We start from the raw sequence: 17,572 nt of genomic DNA on the forward strand, positions 1-17,572 counted from the left end.
CGCCCCAGCTACCCCCTGCCCGCCGCCCCCGCCGCCGTGGTGGTCATCGTCCTGGGCCTGTTCACCGGCCTGACCGCCACTGGCATGCCGGTCGAGATTGCCGCGACCACGGTGAGCCTCGGCGGCCTGCTCGGGATCGAACTGGTCCGCCGGCTCGTCCAGGCGCTCCCCCTCCGCCGGTCCCGCTAAGGACCGCAGATGGGGCGCTCAACAAGCGCCCGTGCCGAGGAGGCATTGAAGGACCTGGCGGAGTGGCTTCGGTCGCTCCGCCAGGGTTCCGGCTTTTCCTACGGCCGCATGGCGCACACCTCCCGCATCATCAACCTGCCCGCTTCGACCGCCGCGTTCTGCCGTGCGGACAAGGGCCGCAGCCTCCCGTCTTGGAAGGTTGTCGAGGCGTACACCCGGTGTTGCAACGGATCCGTGGCCGAGGCCAGAACACTCTGGCAACGTGCGGCTCATGCCGCCGCGGAGATCCGCGAGATCGATGTCCGGGTTCCGAAGAGGGCCCCGGCCCTCCCGTTTGTCATCGAGCCTGCCGAGTTACTCATGGCCATGAGGGAGTTGCGAGTCGCGGCCGGCATGCCGTCCCTACGTGTCCTTGAACGCCGTGCCGCGGTTCCGGGGGGCGGAGGTAGTTATCTCCCGCGCAGCACGATCAGCGCCGTACTGAACGGCACGCGCGCATGCCCGCCAGAAGTGCTGTGGCATTACGTCACAGCCTGCGGCATCACCAGGGACGAGGACCGCAGGCAGTGGATGGAGGCAGCCCTCCGGGCGGAGCGCTACCGGAGAGAGGGGGCCGCCTCCCGTTTCATCGCAGCGTCGTGATCCGTCGCGCCTGCCCAGCCCCGGCCACCGCCCGGGGCTGGGCAGCACCACGAACTCCGTGCGCGGCCCGGACAGCGCAGCCAACACCGCCGGGGCCCAAGAGCACCGGGGGGCCGACCGCCGTCCGGGCCGCCCCATTTATCACATGGGGTGATGCTCGGGGCTGGAATCGTCGATCACCTCACGTTCCGCCAGGTCACCTGGCACTGTCGCGCGCGAATCACGCCGACGATCAAGGAGCGGGCGGTGCCCACCAACTTTCTGAGCGAGGAACAGCGCAGGCGCTTCGGCCACTTCACCGAGGACCCGGACGTGGGACAGCTCGCCTGTAGGTCTTCTGTGTAGTTACGACAGTGACATGGCGTTGAACTGCAATGTTTGAAGTACGGCAAGAGTCTTTGTGATCTTGGCTGGTATGGCATCTGAACAGCAGTGGTTCGCCATGCTTCGTCAAGAGAGTGATGTGCTGGGGTAGTTGGAAGGCATCTGAGCTGCAGTGTTGTGAGTAGACAGAGGATGTCGGAACTAGACGCACAATCTCTTGCTTGGACGTAAGTTGCGACCGCGATGTAGTTGATCTTGGCTGGCTGCCAAGACCCGGGGTAGGTGAAGTGATCTTGGCGTACTGAGTGCCTCTGAGCGTCGTCAGCGGGCGTGATCGAGGGCCTCGGCGCTTCTGGCGCCTCGGGGGCACGACGGACTTCCGGTTCGGCCGTGTGCGGTGTGGCAGGCATGCAGGGGATGCTCTACTGGGCGTGCTGTGGCTGCGGTGTGGTGGCCTCTCGAGTAGGAGATCGTGTCCGGTGTCTGACCTTCCTGCCCCGAGTTCGACGGGGGTTCGTATCGCCGGTGACCGGTATCAGTGGCTGGTTGCCTGGCAGGGGTGCGTGACTGCGGTGCGGGACGCGGAGTTGCGCGCCCCGAACCCGGTGGTGGCGGTCGGAGTCGAGGTCGACGGCGTGGGAAACGCGGATGACGTGGTGCTGTACCGGCAGGCGCCGCCGCACACCTACATGCAGGTCAAGTACGCCGCAGACAGTTCCACCCCGGTCAACGAGGGCTACCTGCTTAAGCTCAGCGACCAGGGTGGCCCGTCGATCCTGCGGAAGCTGGCGCAGGCCTGGCAGCAACTCACCGAGAACGGTACGCCGGTTGATCTCGCGTTGCTGAGCAACCGGTCGCCGGACGCCGAGGATCCGCTGGTCTCGCTGCGGGATTCCCGCACCCAACTGCTCGTACCGAAGGCGGCTCAGCAGGGCCCGAGATCCAAGAAAGGGCAGGCACGCGGGCGTTGGGCAGACGGCGCCGGGCTGAGCGAGGAGGGGCTGCTGGACCTGTTGAAGGTGCTGCGCTTCGACCTGGCACGGGACGTGACGCACCTGCATGAGCACCTGCAGATGCTGATGTTCGCCGCAGGACTGCTGTTCGACGAGGGGTCGATGCACGCCGGCGCCGACTGGGTTGCCCGCCAGGTCGCCGACGGGCAGCGCCGGTTGTCCCTGGCAGATGTCAGAGGAGCGATCCGGTCTTTGCGCCTGGAAGCCGGCTCGTCACGTGCGGTGGTGTCCATCGCCACCCTGAAGCCCGACCTGATGGCCGAGGACGCCGACTACGCGTTGGACTGGACGGATCGCTTCGAGGGAGCCTCGGCCTATGTGAAGCGGCGCCCGCTGGCCCCGGCAACCTGGGCTCAGTTGCAGGCGGACATCGAAGCCGCACCGTATCGGATGCCGTCGGGCACAACCGCGGTTGCCGTCACTGGCAGCCTTCGTCTGGCACCCGCGTTCATAGTCGGCGCGGCCTTTCGCATGGTGGCCGGTGCTGACCTGGCCGTGGTTCAGCGGGGACAGTTGTGGTCATCCGCCGAGGCATACGAGGCTCCGCTGGCGCCGACCGTCGACGAGTACGCCCTCGGTCTTGGGCCGGATCTCGCTGTGGCCGTCGCGGTCGCCACTGACCCGACGCAGGACGTGCTGGACTTCCTGAGCGAACAGCAGGTGCCCGTCTCCCGGCTGCTGGTCTTGCGGCCGCCCGATGGAGCGAAAGACAACTCCGTCCCGGACGCGGCGGCGGCCAACGCGCTGGCCGTCGGTATCCGGGACCTACTGCGCCGTGCCTGCCGCGCACACCCCGCGATCCACCTCTTTCAGGCCGGGCCCATGGGCCTGTCCCTGCTGCTGGGCAACCGGTGGAACCGGCTGCGCCCCACCACCGTGTACGAGGACGTCAACGCGCAGCGGATATACGAGAAGGCCTTCGTCATCGACGCATAACAGCCTCTACGGTCCGGCGGCCGGAGGCGTTATCGTGCCGTGTGCCCGGCGCACGTCGTGGTGGACCAGAGTGAGGCGGTCGCGGGCTGTCATTCAGCCCAGCGCGACGGCGACCGGTGCCGCCGCCTTCCCAGGAGGGCAGCAGCCGCCTCAGCTGCCCGTGCCACCTCACGCGTGCCTCCGTCCCCCGGGCGAAAACCACCTCTGCAGTGTTCCGTTGCGTGCCCACAGATGCCGCAGACGTACGGGATGTGCTCTCCCCGGCCGTCTCCTGGCGGTCGTGCTTCCGCCGCCGATCGGGGCCCGTATCGGCCCTGGAGCCCGCTCCTGGCGTGTTCCTGACCGTAAGGCAGCAGCCTTGAGCGCGCCTCTCACCTGCACGAAGAACGTGGCTCCGGTGTGTACGAACACCACCGTAAATGATCATCTAGTCCTGGTGCAGGAGGGTTTGTCAGTGGCGGGTCGTACTGTGGTGAACGAGCAGCCGTAAATGCCTGTTTGCGGCCGCAGGTCTCCCCCCCCGGGGGAGACCTGCGGCCGCGGCGTGCACCCGGGCTGGACGACCCGCCCGAGGAGGCACAACGCATGGGGACGGCGAGCGTTTCGACGCGTTCCTGACAGCCCAACGCGGTTGCCAGCCCTCTCCCGGCCAGCCTGGCCCTGTGTGGCCAGGCTTCGGGCTACCCAATGCAGTCACATCTAGGATCGGAGGGCCCGATGGCTCACCTCAAGCAGCAGTTCAAGGATGCGCTGAGCTCCATCGAGCCCGGCGACGACAAGACCAACGCACCCAAGGCCCATCGCCTCGTCCGCGATGCCCTCGAAGCCGACGCGAAGCTCGCCGAGTACGGTGTCAGCCCGGTGCTGATCGGCTCCTACAAGCGCAACGTGTCGATCCGCAGGATCAAGGACGTCGACGTGTTCGTGCGCCTTGCCGATGTCCCTAGGGATGTCACATCGAAGGACATCCTCGACAGGTTCTTCAAGGTCCTGCATGCAGAGTTCGGCATCGACTCCGACGGGCACCGGCGCACCAAGCGCCAGGACCGGAGCCTGCAGGTCTCCTTCCCGGAGTACGACCTCTACGTCGACGCCGTGCCCGCCCGTCCCTACGGTGACGGAACGTGGGAGATCCCGCAAAAGGGCGACGGGAACGAGTGGGTGCGCACCAACCCTGACGGGCTGACAGCGCTGTCGAGCACCATGAATGCCAACCACGACGAGTACTACGTACCGACCGTCAAGCTGCTCCGTCAGACTCGTCGTGCCCTGCTCGGAAAGAAGAAGCCCGGCGGCTTCTTCATCGAGATGGCTGCCTACCAGGCGTTCGCCTCAGGCGCGGTCTCGGGCAACGACCAGGCGGAGTACTACGTCTGCGCACTCCGGGAGGTCAGCAAGATCGTAGACAACTTCGTGACCTACGGCATCGCGGTGACCGATCCGACACTGCCCGGACACACCATCCGCATACGCGCGACCGACGACGAGCTAGACACCGCGCGTACGCGGTTCGCCGACGCCGCAGCGTCGGCAGAAGCTGCGCTCGACGAGGAGGACGCGGGCAAGGCCGCGCTGGCGTTCCGGAAACTGCTGGGAGAGAACGGCGATGGAGACACGGTCTTCCCGATGCCGCCCGGCTTCAACGAGGACGGCACCACGAAGGCATCCGCGATCTCGCCCGGCGCCCGCGTCGTGCCTGCCGGCAAGAGGACCTTCGGGTGACCTCTGTCGGCTTCGACGAGTATGTCGCCTACGCACGGCAGCACTTCGAGGAAGGCCTGATCCGCGCTGGGTTCAGCGAGGTTGAAGCAGGGTGGGAAGGGCCGGTCCCGCACTCGGCGGGCCCGACCCGTGTCGTGATCGACCTGCCGCCCCGCTTCCCGTTTCGGCCACCGCGCGTGGCGCCGGTCGATCACGACGCAGTGCCCTGGTCCTGGCACCGTGACCCGGACGGCGGCCTCTGCCTGGTCGCCGAAGACGATCACGACGGGTTGTGGTGGACGGAGGCACCGGCGTTTCTCGAACACGTCACGGCGTGGTTCGAGCACGCGGACACCGGCTGGATGGGCGATCGGCCTGACCTCGACCTCGACCGGTACTTCCAGCCGTCCGTGGACCGGCGCCTCTACCTCTACGACGACCTCGACCAGTACCTCAACCGCTCTGTCCGCTTCAGCCCGTCCAGCAACAACACGATGCGGATCAAGCACGGCACCCGCCCCAGGAAAGCCTTCGAACGCGGCAAGGACCGCTTCGGATACGTAGCCGACCTCGGCGAGGTGGACGTGCCGCCGCGAACCTGGGCAGACATCTCCGCCCGGATCGACTCGAACGCGGACCTGGACCGCAGAATTCGTCAGCAGTCAGTCGCGATCATCGTGCTGATCTACCGACGCGGCACTCACGAGGGCGCGATCGTGCTGGACGTAGCGCCCGCCAAGGATGGCGGCACGGTTGTCACATGTCTGCGCTCGGGCGCCGACACCGGGGCCGCCCGGTCCGCTCGCGCAGGCGCCCTCGCTCCCGAACTGCGTGAGTCCAGGGTCGCGGTCGTCGGCGCCGGCGCTTTGGGCTCGTTCATCGCCGACATGCTGGTGCGCTGCGGTGTCCGTCACCTCACTCTCATCGACGACGATGTCGTCATGCCGGGAAACCTCGTCCGCCACCTCGTAGGACCCGACGCGGTCGGACTGCCGAAAGCCGAAGCAGTCAAACAACACCTCGTCAGACACAACGAGGCGCTGGCCGGCGGCATCAGCACCATCAATCGCGCGCTTACCTCGGGCGCCGACGCAGTTGACCATCTGCGGAATCACGACCTCGTCGTGAACGCCACTGCAGACTTCGCCACCACCGCGCTTCTGCACGTAAGCGCCCGGTCACTGGGCACACGGGTCCTCTCCGCAGCGCTTCAAAACGACGGCAGGAACTATCGCATCGACGTACTGCCACCCCTCGAGGGCGCCGCACCGCTGCCGCCTTCGACGACCAGAGCCGACACCGAGGCACCGCCACTGTTCGAAGCAGGCTGCGGAAGCCCGATCTCCCCAACGCCGCCCCACGCGGTGATCGAGGCAGCGGCGGCAACCGTCCGCCACGCCATCGGCCTCCTTGTGGACCGTCCCCTCCATCCCGCTGGGGAGACGCGCCACCTCCATTCCTCACCAGAAGGGAGCCACCAGTGACCCGGCCGGCAACACGGATCGATCTGCGCCAGGAGGCATATGAGGTCATCGCGTCCGCGACCGCCCAGCATCTGCCGCAGGAAACGGGCGGCATCCTCCTCGGCTATCGGGAAGACTCCAACGTCGTTGTCACCCATGCCCTCGTCGTCGACGGACAAGGAGCGTCCACCCACAGGTACGTGCGCGACGACGTCACAGCGAACGCTCTCCTCGCAGCGTTCCTGGCCCAGCGAGCAGGCGATGATCCGACCGGCTACGTCGGCGAGTGGCACAGCCATCCCGCACCGTCCGGACCGAGTCCGACGGACGTTGCTGCCATGCAGGCAACGGCCCGGGAGTACGACGGCCCGCTCGCACTCCTCGTCTACGCCCCCGGAGGGGCGGATCCGTTCTTCGGGCTGATCACCCGGCGCCGACGATGGGGACGCGTCACAAGCAAGAAAGCGACAGTCCTTCCGCCACCACCGAGATTTGAGGAGCTGGGGCCACTACCCGACGGTGCGGTTCGGCGTGACGGCCCCGTCTTCATCTCCTACCGGCAGTCGGATGGATCCCCGCAGGCCGAGTCGATCGAGAATCTGCTCAGGGCCGCCGGTCTCGTCGTGTGGAGAGACCGTACCGACCTGCGTCCGGGCACGACGACCGATCGTCTCGAACAAGCCCTGACCCAAGGGCTTTCGGCAGCCGTGCTCGTCGTGACACCGGAGACCGTCCACAGCGACATCGTCCGAGAACGTGAACTCCCTCGACTGCTCCAGCTCGACGAGGACCCCGCCTTCAGCCTGTGCATCGCGAACAAGACCGCCAGAGCGGGAAGCGGTGCACAGTGCGACTACGACGCACCCGACCGACTCCTGAGACTCGCTCCCTCTCGGACCCTCGCCGACAAGAAGCAAAGCAACATGCTCCAGCCATCCGGCGAGAGGGAGATCGTGCGCGACCTGCTGATGCACCGAGTCGAACAACGCAAGTCCGCCATCCGCAGCGAGGACCGCGCCTTCACGATCCGAGTCCAGACCCGCCCCGTCCCGTTCGCCATGGACGCGGGCGAGGACGACCTGCACATCCGCATCAGGGGGGCCAGCGACGGGCGTCTGCCATCACGAGAGGGACTCCAGCTCCTGCAGACCACGCTGCCCCTGACCAGCGACGCTGTCTATGCCGCCGGCGCGCAAACGGTCCGCGTCTTTGGCGGAGCGCACCTGTCGGTGGCCCTGGCATTGGGAGCCGCCCTGCCCGAGACCAAGATCGGCAATGTCGAGGTGGTCGATGCCCGTGGTGCTCTGTGGACGTCTGCAGAAACTGGTGACGACCCGCTGACCAGCGACCTTCATACGCAGCTAGCTGACCTCGAACACGCGCGTACACCCGACGGCCACGACCGCGTCGCGATCTTCGTCAGCCTGACTCCCAACCCAGATCGGACCGCATTCGAGCAGCTCCTGCACGAGTCCAGCGACGGCTTCGCCGCCGCCGCCACGATCTCAGTCGCCGGCGAAGACCGACTCGACCCACGTGAGGCCGCCCGCCTCAGTGCGGCTGCCGCGCAACAGATCAAAGGGCTGGCCGCACGCAGCGGCCGAGCGGAGGTGCATCTCGCTTTCCACGGCCCATACACGATGGCCCTACTCGTTGGACGACACCTCAACACGCTGCGCACCGTCGTCTACGAGTGGGACGGAGCAACCGCCGGAGGCCCCAGTTACACTCCAGCTCTCGTGCTTGAGCCAGGTGTCACCGACGGACCAATTACCAAGGTCCGGCTCGGCCAATAGGCGCGGTGTCGGGACAGACACCCCCCATGATGATCAGCAGGCTTTGCTCCGAGGGGCGTTGTCAGTGGCGGGTCGTACCGTGGTGAACGAGCAGCCACCGATGCCTGTTGCCGCTGCGGCGGGCTGGTCCTGGCCCGTCGTCCGGGGTGGAGGTGGCGGGGGCGCACCGTCAAACGCACGCTCTCGCCCTACGCCTACAACAGGCCTAAGGGCGGGGTCAGTTGGGCAAAACGCCGCATCACCACGTGTTTCACCTGCGTGCAACTGCCCAACGATGACAGACCACACCAGGTCACGAACGATCGAGCCCGGATCTTCGGCCATGGCTGCCTTTGCCGGCCGGCTCAGGCACTCTTCAAACTGGCCTTGAGCCGGTGACGGGCATACCGCAGGTGAGAGCGGGCAGTAGCAGGCGGCCCGCGCCGCCGGATCACCTCCCGTACAGTGTGCGCGGGGACATATGAGGCACAAGGGGGGTGCTGTCAGCGTGACAGCGACGGCCGAAACAAACATCAACGACAGTATGTTCGTACGGCAGTTCTGCCACGGCGCGCTGCCCGACCTGCTGACCGGTGCGGGACTGAGCGACGACGACGCCCGCGGCGTCGCCGTCGATGTGATCCGCCGCGCGCGGATGCTGGCGGCGCTGCCCGCCAACGACTTCGACGTCTTGGTGACACCGTTTATCGAAGAGGTCTCGCAGCACCGGCCGCTGTCGGCACCGGCCTGGCTGCGCGCGTCCGTGGTCGTCGCGGTGCGCAACAGCCGCCTGGAGGACTTCCACGCGCTGGGCGGACCCCTGCGCGCGGCCGACATCACGGCCGTCACCGAGGCCGCCACCGAACCGCTCGCCCTGCTGCTGGAAGAACCCGGCACACCGGTCAGCAACAACACGCTGGCCGGACTCGACGAGAGGTATCCCCGGGCCTGGGCGTGCCTTGCCGCCCTGTCCGACCTGATGGCATCCGACGGCAGCACCGAACGCGCCTGCAGCATGCCCCAGGCGCCCGTGCCGGATCTGCCGGGCAGCCACGAGAAGATCCACGCTGAACGGGCCACAAATGTCAGGCCTCTGATGGCTGGTCAGGGCGTTGTCGCCTCGGGCGTCGACTCGCGTTTTGACCAGGCGCTGCTGGCGATGATGCAGCAGGTCAAGGACGGCAACGCCGAAGTGGTTCCGCTGTCAGCGCTCAGCCGGCTCTCACGCAACAGCGACAAGCAACTGCGCGTACTGGACTTCCTCCTGGCACACGGGGCAACCGTCCTGACCACCAACTACCTTCTGAGCCCGGACGTGGTCGCCGTGCGGAGCCGGCCGCTGGTCAAACCCGACTCCTACGACCTGCGGCGCACCATGAGGCAACTGCGCGGCCTGGGGCCCACGCACACGGGCTGGATCAAGGCTCTGCGTAAACAGTGGTAGGCGCCCCGAGCTGGCCCTCGATGCCAACAGCAGCCTGAGCACTGATGGCGAGGAAACTCGGCGGGCTGCCCACCATTCTGCACAGGCCCGGCAATGTTGACCACCTACCCCTGCCGGCCGCGCCTGACGGCGGGTGCCAGCCGGGTAGTTGCCAGCTTCCAGCAGCGCAGCGGGCTCAGCCCCCCTCGTCACGTTCCTGGTCGTCCCCGCGCCGACGGAGCACTCGCCCGGCGATCTGGCCGGGGAGTTTGACCGTCACCGATCTGGCTCGGTCGAGGGTCTCGTCATTGAGGCGCCTGGCGGCATCGACGCCCTCTGCTCCCGTCTTGAGCACCTTGCCCCTGGCCTCCGCGGCCGCCTCCGCCCATCGTCGTGCGTCCAACGGCCGCCGATCGCGCTCGATCCCGAGCCGCCTGCGGGAGGCGACGACGGCGCCCGCGACACGGTTGCCCGAATGCACCACAGCGGGGGACGCGGTCGGGTCCAGCAGCACCTTCGCGTTGGCCGCGCCGACAGCCGCATCCAGGTGGGCCATCAGCCGTTCGGCGCTCCGTGCGACCGTGCCTGGGAGACCCGGACTGCCTCCACATCGATGAACAGGTCGGCGAGATCGTGGGAGGTGAGTTCGGCCTGCTTGTACTTGACCTTCGTGTCCTCCTCCCATTGCGTCGCGATCACCCGAACACGCAGGCCATGCCGACCGGATCGAGCCGGTATGGCTACTCGGGACCGTCCTCCTCACCAGCGGTAACGTACTGGGGGTGCTTCTCGTCTGCGTTGCGTGCGAGATGGAGTGGCAGGGGCAAAAGGGTGCGGCCGCTCCAGCTGGCGGATTGCTGGGAGAGACGGGCCGCGAGCCCGACCAGCCGTTCCTCCTGCCAGGTGCCGGCCCGGGCGACGGTGTACTCGGTGCGGGTGATGGCATGGAAGTCGGTGCCGAGCTTGCTCTGCGAGGCGTCAGGCAGGGTGCGGCGGGTGTAGTCGGTGCCGGTGCGCTGACCGCCCTTGTGCTGCCGCGTCTCTGCTGCGAACAGCCAGGAGCTGACTCCGCCGTGGTCCGAGATGTACAGGATCTTCTCGGGCATGGCCGCCTTGTCGGTGTCGCCGGGGCGTTTGCTGCTGCCGCCGACGCGGTGGGTGGGTCGTGGGGTGCGGCTGCCGTGCGTGACGCGGACGACGGCGATGTCCCGGCCGCGGGCGGCCAGTGCCAGCCCGGGCAGTAGCCCGTCGCCCAAGGTGGGGTTCGCCAGGCCCGGCCACAGGTCCCGGTGCTGCTCGGTGAAGACCACTACGCCGCGATCGCCGGACAGTTGCGCCAGGGCCTGCTCCACATGATCGCGTACTCGTGCGGGGCCGCCGGTCTCGTCGCGCAGATGATGGCCGGGCAGGCCGATCGGTCCGGCATGGTGGCGGGTGCGGCCGGCCGCCAGGGGCAGCCACCGCTGGCCGCTGTACATCAGGGCCGGCCAGTACCTCTCGTCCGGATGGGGCGAGGCCTTCAGCGCGACCAGGGTGACGGCCAGGACCGGGGGAGCAGCGGCGCGGCCGCGGATGCGTGGGAAACGGTGCAGCCGGGTCCACAGACCCACCAGCCAGGCCCGCCGGTCCAATGCGGTGTCCCGGGCCAGAGGGTGGCAGGCGGCGGCCGCCAGCCGGTCGTCGATGACGCCGCAGTCCGTCAGCAGACCCCCGGTGGCGATCTGTGCTGCGGCGTCTTCCTTGCGCGTGATGGCCGGAGGCTCCTGCCCGCTTCGGGCCGCGCGGGAGCGGGCGATCTTTTCGGCGAGGTTGGGCTGGTAGAGGTCGCCGAGCGAGGCCATGGTCAGAAACTGCGACGGGAGATCGCGGGCGGCGAACAGCGGCTTGAGGGCCGCCTTGGCATCCGCCTCACCGCGGGCCGGCAGGGAGGTCTCGACCAGGGCGGCGACGAGCTCGCCCGGATCGGACGGCCGCAGCATCGAAAGACCGTTGAGGACCGGGGCCCGGTTGTGCGGGCCGTGCCGCACGAGTTCCGGAACCCGCACCGTCATCAGCTGCAGTCCCGGTGCCAGCACGGTGGTGTGCCCGTCCTTAAGCGTCTCCATCTCAGGCTGGGCGAAGTCGCGGCCCAGCTGGGCCAGGATCCGCTCCTTCCACGCCCCGGTTTCATACAGGGCGACGATTCGCAGGCTTTGAAAGCCGGCTGCCACAACGGCGGGCAGGATCTTGTCCGGGGCCACTACCGGAGACGGTTCGGGCGACAGCCGGGACACCCTGACGCTGCTGCCGGTGTAGGTCAGGGGGGCGGCGTCCAGCATGCGGCTGGCGTGCTCCTCCAGCCGGCGCATCAGCCGTGACCCGGCCCCTTTGCCGATCGGGTGCACGGCGGTGGTGTGGATGCCCCGCACCGGCCCGGGCTTGTCGAAGTCGACTGCGAACGGGTCGGGCAGCGGCGCGATCCCGCAGGCCTCGACGATCTGCGCGGTCGCCCCCTTGTACTGCGCCGACTTCAGCGTCCACTGGCCGTGATCGTCCTTGGCCCACCGCAGGTGCACCGGGGCCTTGAGCACGATGTCGGGGTTCGCGGGATGGCACACATGAGCGTTCTTGACCCTGTACCAGCCGGTGGCGATCCGCGCGGTGCGCGCCTCCAGATGCGCGACCAGCATCCGGCCCCCGGGGGCCGGGTCGATGTCGATGTGGATGCGGTCCATGGCGTGCCCCACGCGGCGGCGCCGCTCACCGGTGGCCTCGTCGATCCAGCTCGCCTCCCGCTCCAGCGGCTGCGCCCACGTCAGCAGGTCGCCTTCCGATTCCAGGACAAGCGCGAGCGGCTCGGCCAGCGTGTCGACTTGCCACGGCTCCTGGCGCAGCAGCTGGGCCAGGCGCCAACTCGCCACCCGAAACGCCCAGTTCGGTCCCGTGATGCGGTCCTCACGGTCGCGGTGCAGGACCTCCTCCAGCGGGTAGGGGCCGCCTGCCTCGTCAACCAGATACTGGCTGAGCGTGTCTTGGCCCTCCCAGCCGGTCAGCCGGCCCTCCCATTCCCGTACCAGCCGCCGCCACACCGTGAAGTCGAGCGGTTCCGACGTGACGATCAGAGCCCGCCTGGTCCATGGCCCGGTCAGCGGCGGGCGTTCCGGGTCGGTGAACACCAGCCGCCGTCCCGTGACCGCCCGGGCCGCCGTCGCAAGCGAGGCGGTCGGGCGCTGTGCGTCGAGCGAGCGCGGCTTGGGTAGCCGTGCCCAGGCCTGGCTGAACCCCTCGGGCAGCGGATACACGTACACCTCGCCCATCAGCTCGCCGGTCAGCGCGAACGACAGAGTGCTCAGCGCACTGGGGCTCTTGGCAGAGCGGGTCACGGACTCTCCCCGGGAATGTCGTGGTCGGCCAGGCTCAGAAGGACATCGAGGGTGGAGCGGTAGATCCGGTCGATGAGGTCCCACTCATCACGCCGCTGCCATTCCGTGCGCAACGTGGACAGCAGGTGGGGGAGGGTGGAGTCGGTCGCGGTCTCGGTGAACGCGGCGTCCGCCAGATGCAGGCTGCCGTGGTCTCCGCCGCGGCGGGTGCGGCCACCGAGCTGGATCAGACGGGTGAGGATCTCCGCCACGATCGCGGTCTTCACGTCCTCGCCGAGGTCCTTGAAATAGTGCGAGCCGCGCCGGATCTCCTCGAACGTGCGCCCGGCGGACAGCCGCAGCTGCTCAAGGGCCCTGGCCGGCTCACCGCCGGGCGGAGGCGCGTCACGGTAGGCCAGCGAGTTGACCATGGCCAGCAGCACGGCCGGCTCTTCCATCACCAGCACCGGCCGCACCACCAGACAGGCCACGTGCAGCAGCGACCGCCCGCCCTGGTCGACGATGTTCAGGCCCCGCTCCACCCGGGCCATGGGCGCCAGCAGGAACCGGCACCGCCCGTGACCGACATGGAAGGGGAACTGCTCCAGCCGGTCCGCCGGGACGGGCACCCAGCCCGGGGGGTGTTTCTCATAGCGCGGCACCTCCTGCGGCCGCACCGCCACACAGATCTTCCCGGCCGGCGCACCGGCCGAGATCAGCCCCTGGGCCAGCAGCGGGCCGGCGCTGTAGGCCTCGAACGCCACCAGCACGTGCGCCCGATGCGCCCGCGCCGGATCAGCGGCCACCTCGGCCAGCTCCGCGTCCAGCCGCGGCCACAAGGCCGCACCCATCTGCCCGTACGCGTCTTCGCGCCGCTGTCCTCGCAGTCCCGAGATCCGCGCCCATTGCCCGTCCTCGTGCTGCACCTTGTCCAGCACGGCGCTGAGACTGCCGTTGATGTCGTCCGGCACGTACCACGACGGCGGCGTGAGCAGATGGTGCCGCGGCGCGCGCGGCATGTGTGCGGTCGCCGACAGGCCGATCACTACACGCCGCCGGCCGCCGTGCGCCAGCGCTGTGACGTCGCCCAGATGGCTGATGTGACTGTGCGGGTCACCCACGAAGCTCTTGAGGGTGAGGGTGGTTGCCGCCAGGTCCTGGTCGTTGAAGTGCTCGCTGAACGCAAACAGCGGCCGTCCCAGCGGCCCGTAGGGCGCTGCACGCCACGGCACGTGCGACGACAGCACCTCCGCCAGCTCGTTGGAGGCCGTCATCCCTGCCCCTTGCAAGGCCGGAGCCACGCCCACGATCTGCCGCAGGATCTCGCGAATCTTCTCCAAGAAGGCCCGCCGTGCCGCGTACTGGACGAGATCGGTCACGTCCTCCGGCAGGGCATCCTCGGTCGTGTCTTTCGGCGAGGCGTTGGCAGCGGCAGCGTCCTGCGGGGCGGGATCTGTGGTGACCTCCCTAAACCGGTCCGCGAGTTCGGCGAGAGTGTCGGCGCTCAGACTGCCATCGTCCGACAAGTCGGTCAGCGACGACAGGACGGCCCGCAGTTCCTCCAGTCCCTCGACCTCGTCGCCCTCCTCCAGCTCACCGGCCTTGGTGAACAGCCGGTTCACGGTGCGCATGTGCACTTCGCTGGGCCTGTCCCCGGGTTTCAGTTTGAAGATCCGGTGAGCCAGCATCGCATCCCACCGCCGCGGCACCACCAGTCTGCGCCGTTCCCGGTCTGGGGTGATGGCCCCCCGCGCCAGATGGGACACGTACGTCTCGGCCAGCCACGACAACCGCTTGATCTTGGGATGCAGGTACTCCTCGACCTCGCGGCTCAGCCGCAGACAGTGGCGGCTGAACTGCTCCTCCAACTCGCGTACCGGGCTGCTGGGCGACCCGTACCGGGCCAGCAGGACGCTCTTGGCGCCCTCATCGAATGCCTTGGCCTGCAGTGCGTCGACCTCGTCCATCATCACCACATGCGCCCGGCGCAGCAGCAGTTCCTCCACCGTCACATCCCGGCGTTCCACACCGCGGTCGTTCAGCGGAACGTGGACCCGCCCGATGAGGAAGTTGGTGTGGTTGGTGACGAGGATGTCCGCGTCCAGCGCGGCACGGTGGTGACGGAACTTCCCGCAGGTGGCACGCCACGGACAGCACCGTGTCTTGCTGGAAGAGTCCTTGAGCTGGTCACACGGTTCGTTGCCGGGATCCCACAGCTCCACGCCTCGCGACTCCGGTGCCGCGTGCGCGGTCAAGGCGCAGCCGTAGGACATCTCCCCGAACACCCACTCGCGGTGCTCGGCGTCATCGTGCACGCTGCCTGCCGTGTCCTCGGCGAGCTTTTGCATGCCGCGGGTGGAGATCAGCGGCACCACCACGGGCATCCGGCCGCCGTCTGCTTCCTTCTTTTCCTTGTCTGTCCGGCGCAGGGTCTTCGCGTCCCGGCGTAGCCGTGCCACCGCCTGCATCACCTGCGCGTTCTGCGGGACCACCACAGCGGCCGTCAGGCCCCGCCGGGCACACCACAGCGCGATCAGCTCCGAGGCGATGTTCTTTCCCAGCCCGGTGGGGGCGTGCAGCACACGGGTGGCCCCCGCCTGCGCATGGAACTCCTCGCCCAGCGCCGAGCCGTCCGCACGGTGCAGATGCTCTCGCAGGTCCGCGACGGCCTTCACCCGGTGCTGCTCCCCGTAGGCAGTGTCGAGCCGCTCCGCCAGTCTCTCCAGGTCGCTGAGGGGGATCCGCAGATCGTCAAGGTCTGTGCTGTCCTGCAAGACTGCGGCTGAGGTCTTCCCGGGCTGGCCGATGCGCAGGTCGTAGTGGACGCCGACGGCTCGCCGCGACGGGCTCAACGGGTCGTTAATCCGCAGTTCGGAGAAGTAGCGCCCGGGGGCGGCCGGCTGCCGCCGCCGGGCGCGGGCCGTGTGCGCCACGTGGTCGTCGATCTCCGCCAGCAGATCGTCGATACGCGCGCCCGAGTCGGCCGCGGGCATCACCACGACCTGCCCGTCCTCGTCGGCCGCAGCGAACTCCGCGCCTGCGCCGGCCGCCGCCACCTGGGCGGCCTCCTCACGAAAGACACTGCGGTGCGCCAGCGAGGCGGGACGCCTGCGCAGCAACCGGGCCACCCGCAGCCGGTCGGCCTCGGACAGCGTCGGCCACTGCTCCCACCACGGCAGATGCCCAGACAGCAGGAAATGAGCGTCGTCCAGACGGGTCACCTGCCGCCACGCCGACTCTTCCTGCGGGGCCCGATTGGGAAACAGCCGGGCCGCCAACAAGACGGCGGCCCGGACCACCAGCGGCACCGTGGCACTCCGGCTGCCGGCCGTGCTGCTCATGCCGCCCCCCGCTGCACCTGAGCGCTGATCAAGCGCTTGAACGACGCCACCGTGTGCACGGCGTACCCGTCCGGCTCCAGTGCCGCACGCAGCGGCTTGACCTGCTCCGACCGATACGACGGCACCACGATCGTCTTCGCCCGAGGAGGCCGGTCGATGATGCTCTGCTCGTTGGCGACATCTTTGACATCGACCAGGCACCGCCCGTCCGGCAACGTCACCCCGACATCCCAGGAGTCCATCTCACCCCAGCGCTCCACCTCCAGCCCCTTGCGCTCCAGCCACCGCATCAGCTCCACCTCGGTCAGCCCAGGCACGGTCAGATGACGCCACACCGGCCAGTCCAGGCACAGCACACCCTCACCGCGGCACGCAGCCAGTCCCGGGGGCCCGTTCACGACCTCGGGCGGATCGCCAGGGCGCCTTCCCGGCCGCAGCAGCACTCGAGCCTTGCGCTGGTGCGGCAGAAAGTCACAGCGCAGCAACTCACCCGTCAGCCGCATCGGGTACGCACACACCGGGCACGGCCACCACCACACCGCACCCCCTCGTACACAGCTGCGCTCCGCCGGCAGCGGCCGGTAGACCTGCATGCGCGCCCCACCCCGCCGGGTGTACTCCTCGAGAATGCTGTCCTCGGTACCGGTGGGAACCTCCACCAGCATCAGCCGACCAGCTACGTACTGCGACTGGCTGCCGTTGGCCAACTGCCGGTAGACGGCGTGTTCGGTCTGTTCCGCAGTCTGCCACGACCAGGTCGGCAGCCAATCCCGCCCGCCGTCCAGCCCGCCGGTAACAGGGTCGAAGAGCACCTCGAGGTAGGAGCAGCCGACTTCGAAGGCCTCCTCGGTCAACTGCGCGGACTGCTGGTCGTGTCCGTCCTCCAGAATCACCAGGTCGCCCATCTCGGCAGGCAGGGCGGGCCAGTCCAGAGGTATCCAAGAACGCAGCGGATGAGTCAGGTTGGCGACCAGGCCGGCAGGTGTCTCGGGGCCGGTGCCCAGGGGGAGGTGTCCCAGGATGACGCCGTGCATGCAGGAGATCTCATGCCAGGCCCGCGGTTCTTCCAGCCGCCGGGTCCAGGCCACCCCGGCACGCAACGCTGCACTGATCACTTTCCGCCCGAGGGCGTACTGAGCATCGCTCATTGCGAGGCCCCCCTTTCCACACCCCACCGAAGGTTTTGGGGCTGCATGGGTTCGGAAACCACAGCGGAGACCGTACAAGGAGCCACTGACACACGGGTTGATGTTCGAGGAATGATCAATTCATGCCCGGATGAATGCGGGTGAGTATCAAAGAACGAAAACATCGATCGAATTCGTGCATGGAAGGGTCGCCCTGCGTGATGCAGCCACGGCAGGACTGGTCACCCCCGCTTTCCCGCAGCCCTTGCTGGTCAGCGCCAGCCCGGACGACACCAC

General features: G+C 68.3%; 12 protein-coding genes. 7 read left to right on the forward strand and 5 right to left on the reverse strand.

Going from position 1 to position 17,572, the window contains the following annotated elements; all coding sequences use genetic code 11:
* The 7 genes from VXC91_RS32715 to VXC91_RS32745 form a co-directional block, all read left to right on the forward strand.
* Positions 1 to 189: hypothetical protein (locus VXC91_RS32715; protein ID WP_329510976.1), on the forward strand; the 189-nt coding region annotated here is incomplete at its 5' end.
* Positions 190 to 198: 9 nt separating this feature from the next.
* Positions 199 to 831: a hypothetical protein gene (locus VXC91_RS32720; RefSeq protein WP_329510977.1), complete on the forward strand. Its 633-nt coding sequence runs from the start codon at positions 199 to 201 to the stop codon at positions 829 to 831.
* 803 nt (positions 832 to 1,634) lie between these two features.
* Positions 1,635 to 3,104, forward strand: a complete 1,470-nt coding sequence (locus tag VXC91_RS32725) for an SAVED domain-containing protein (RefSeq protein WP_329510978.1) — start codon at positions 1,635 to 1,637, stop codon at positions 3,102 to 3,104.
* Between the two features lie 717 nt (positions 3,105 to 3,821).
* The gene (locus tag VXC91_RS32730; RefSeq protein WP_329510979.1) at positions 3,822 to 4,826 is read left to right on the forward strand and encodes a nucleotidyltransferase; all 1,005 of its coding nucleotides are present in this window, start codon (positions 3,822 to 3,824) and stop codon (positions 4,824 to 4,826) included.
* A complete protein-coding gene (locus VXC91_RS32735; RefSeq protein WP_329510980.1) occupies positions 4,823 to 6,289 on the forward strand; it encodes a ThiF family adenylyltransferase in 1,467 nt (488 codons plus the stop codon). Before VXC91_RS32730 ends, VXC91_RS32735 begins: the two co-directional genes overlap by 4 nt.
* Positions 6,286 to 8,064 carry an SAVED domain-containing protein gene (locus tag VXC91_RS32740; RefSeq protein ID WP_329510981.1) on the forward strand — a complete coding sequence of 593 codons (1,779 nt, stop codon included), beginning with the start codon at positions 6,286 to 6,288 and terminating at the stop codon, positions 8,062 to 8,064. Before VXC91_RS32735 ends, VXC91_RS32740 begins: the two co-directional genes overlap by 4 nt.
* Before the next feature lie 523 nt (positions 8,065 to 8,587).
* Positions 8,588 to 9,487 carry a recombinase family protein gene (locus tag VXC91_RS32745; RefSeq protein WP_329510982.1) on the forward strand — a complete coding sequence of 300 codons (900 nt, stop codon included), beginning with the start codon at positions 8,588 to 8,590 and terminating at the stop codon, positions 9,485 to 9,487.
* Positions 9,488 to 9,662: 175 nt separating this feature from the next.
* On the opposite strand, the gene VXC91_RS32750 is transcribed toward VXC91_RS32745, so the two are convergent.
* Genes VXC91_RS32750 through VXC91_RS32770 form a run of 5 tightly spaced genes read right to left on the reverse strand, consistent with a single transcriptional unit; the run spans position 9,663 to position 17,296 of the window.
* Complete coding sequence (locus tag VXC91_RS32750; RefSeq protein ID WP_329510983.1) at positions 9,663 to 10,022, reverse strand: hypothetical protein; 360 nt, start codon at positions 10,020 to 10,022, stop codon at positions 9,663 to 9,665.
* The gene (locus VXC91_RS32755) at positions 10,022 to 10,165 is read right to left on the reverse strand and encodes a hypothetical protein (protein ID WP_329510984.1); all 144 of its coding nucleotides are present in this window, start codon (positions 10,163 to 10,165) and stop codon (positions 10,022 to 10,024) included. The genes VXC91_RS32750 and VXC91_RS32755 overlap by 1 nt, the downstream gene beginning before the upstream one ends.
* 41 nt (positions 10,166 to 10,206) lie before the next feature.
* On the reverse strand, positions 10,207 to 12,828 hold the full coding sequence (locus VXC91_RS32760; protein WP_329510985.1) for an RNaseH domain-containing protein: 2,622 nt from the start codon (positions 12,826 to 12,828) through the stop codon (positions 10,207 to 10,209).
* Positions 12,825 to 16,148, reverse strand: coding sequence for a DEAD/DEAH box helicase family protein (locus VXC91_RS32765; protein ID WP_329510986.1), 3,324 nt, complete (start codon positions 16,146 to 16,148; stop codon positions 12,825 to 12,827). Before VXC91_RS32765 ends, VXC91_RS32760 begins: the two co-directional genes overlap by 4 nt.
* Positions 16,145 to 17,296: a restriction endonuclease-related protein gene (locus VXC91_RS32770; protein ID WP_329510987.1), complete on the reverse strand. Its 1,152-nt coding sequence runs from the start codon at positions 17,294 to 17,296 to the stop codon at positions 16,145 to 16,147. The genes VXC91_RS32765 and VXC91_RS32770 overlap by 4 nt, the downstream gene beginning before the upstream one ends.
* Between the last annotated feature and the right edge of the window lie 276 nt (positions 17,297 to 17,572).

The sequence above is a fragment of the Streptomyces chiangmaiensis genome, assembly GCF_036281785.1.
Lineage (GTDB): Bacteria > Actinomycetota > Actinomycetes > Streptomycetales > Streptomycetaceae > Streptomyces > Streptomyces chiangmaiensis.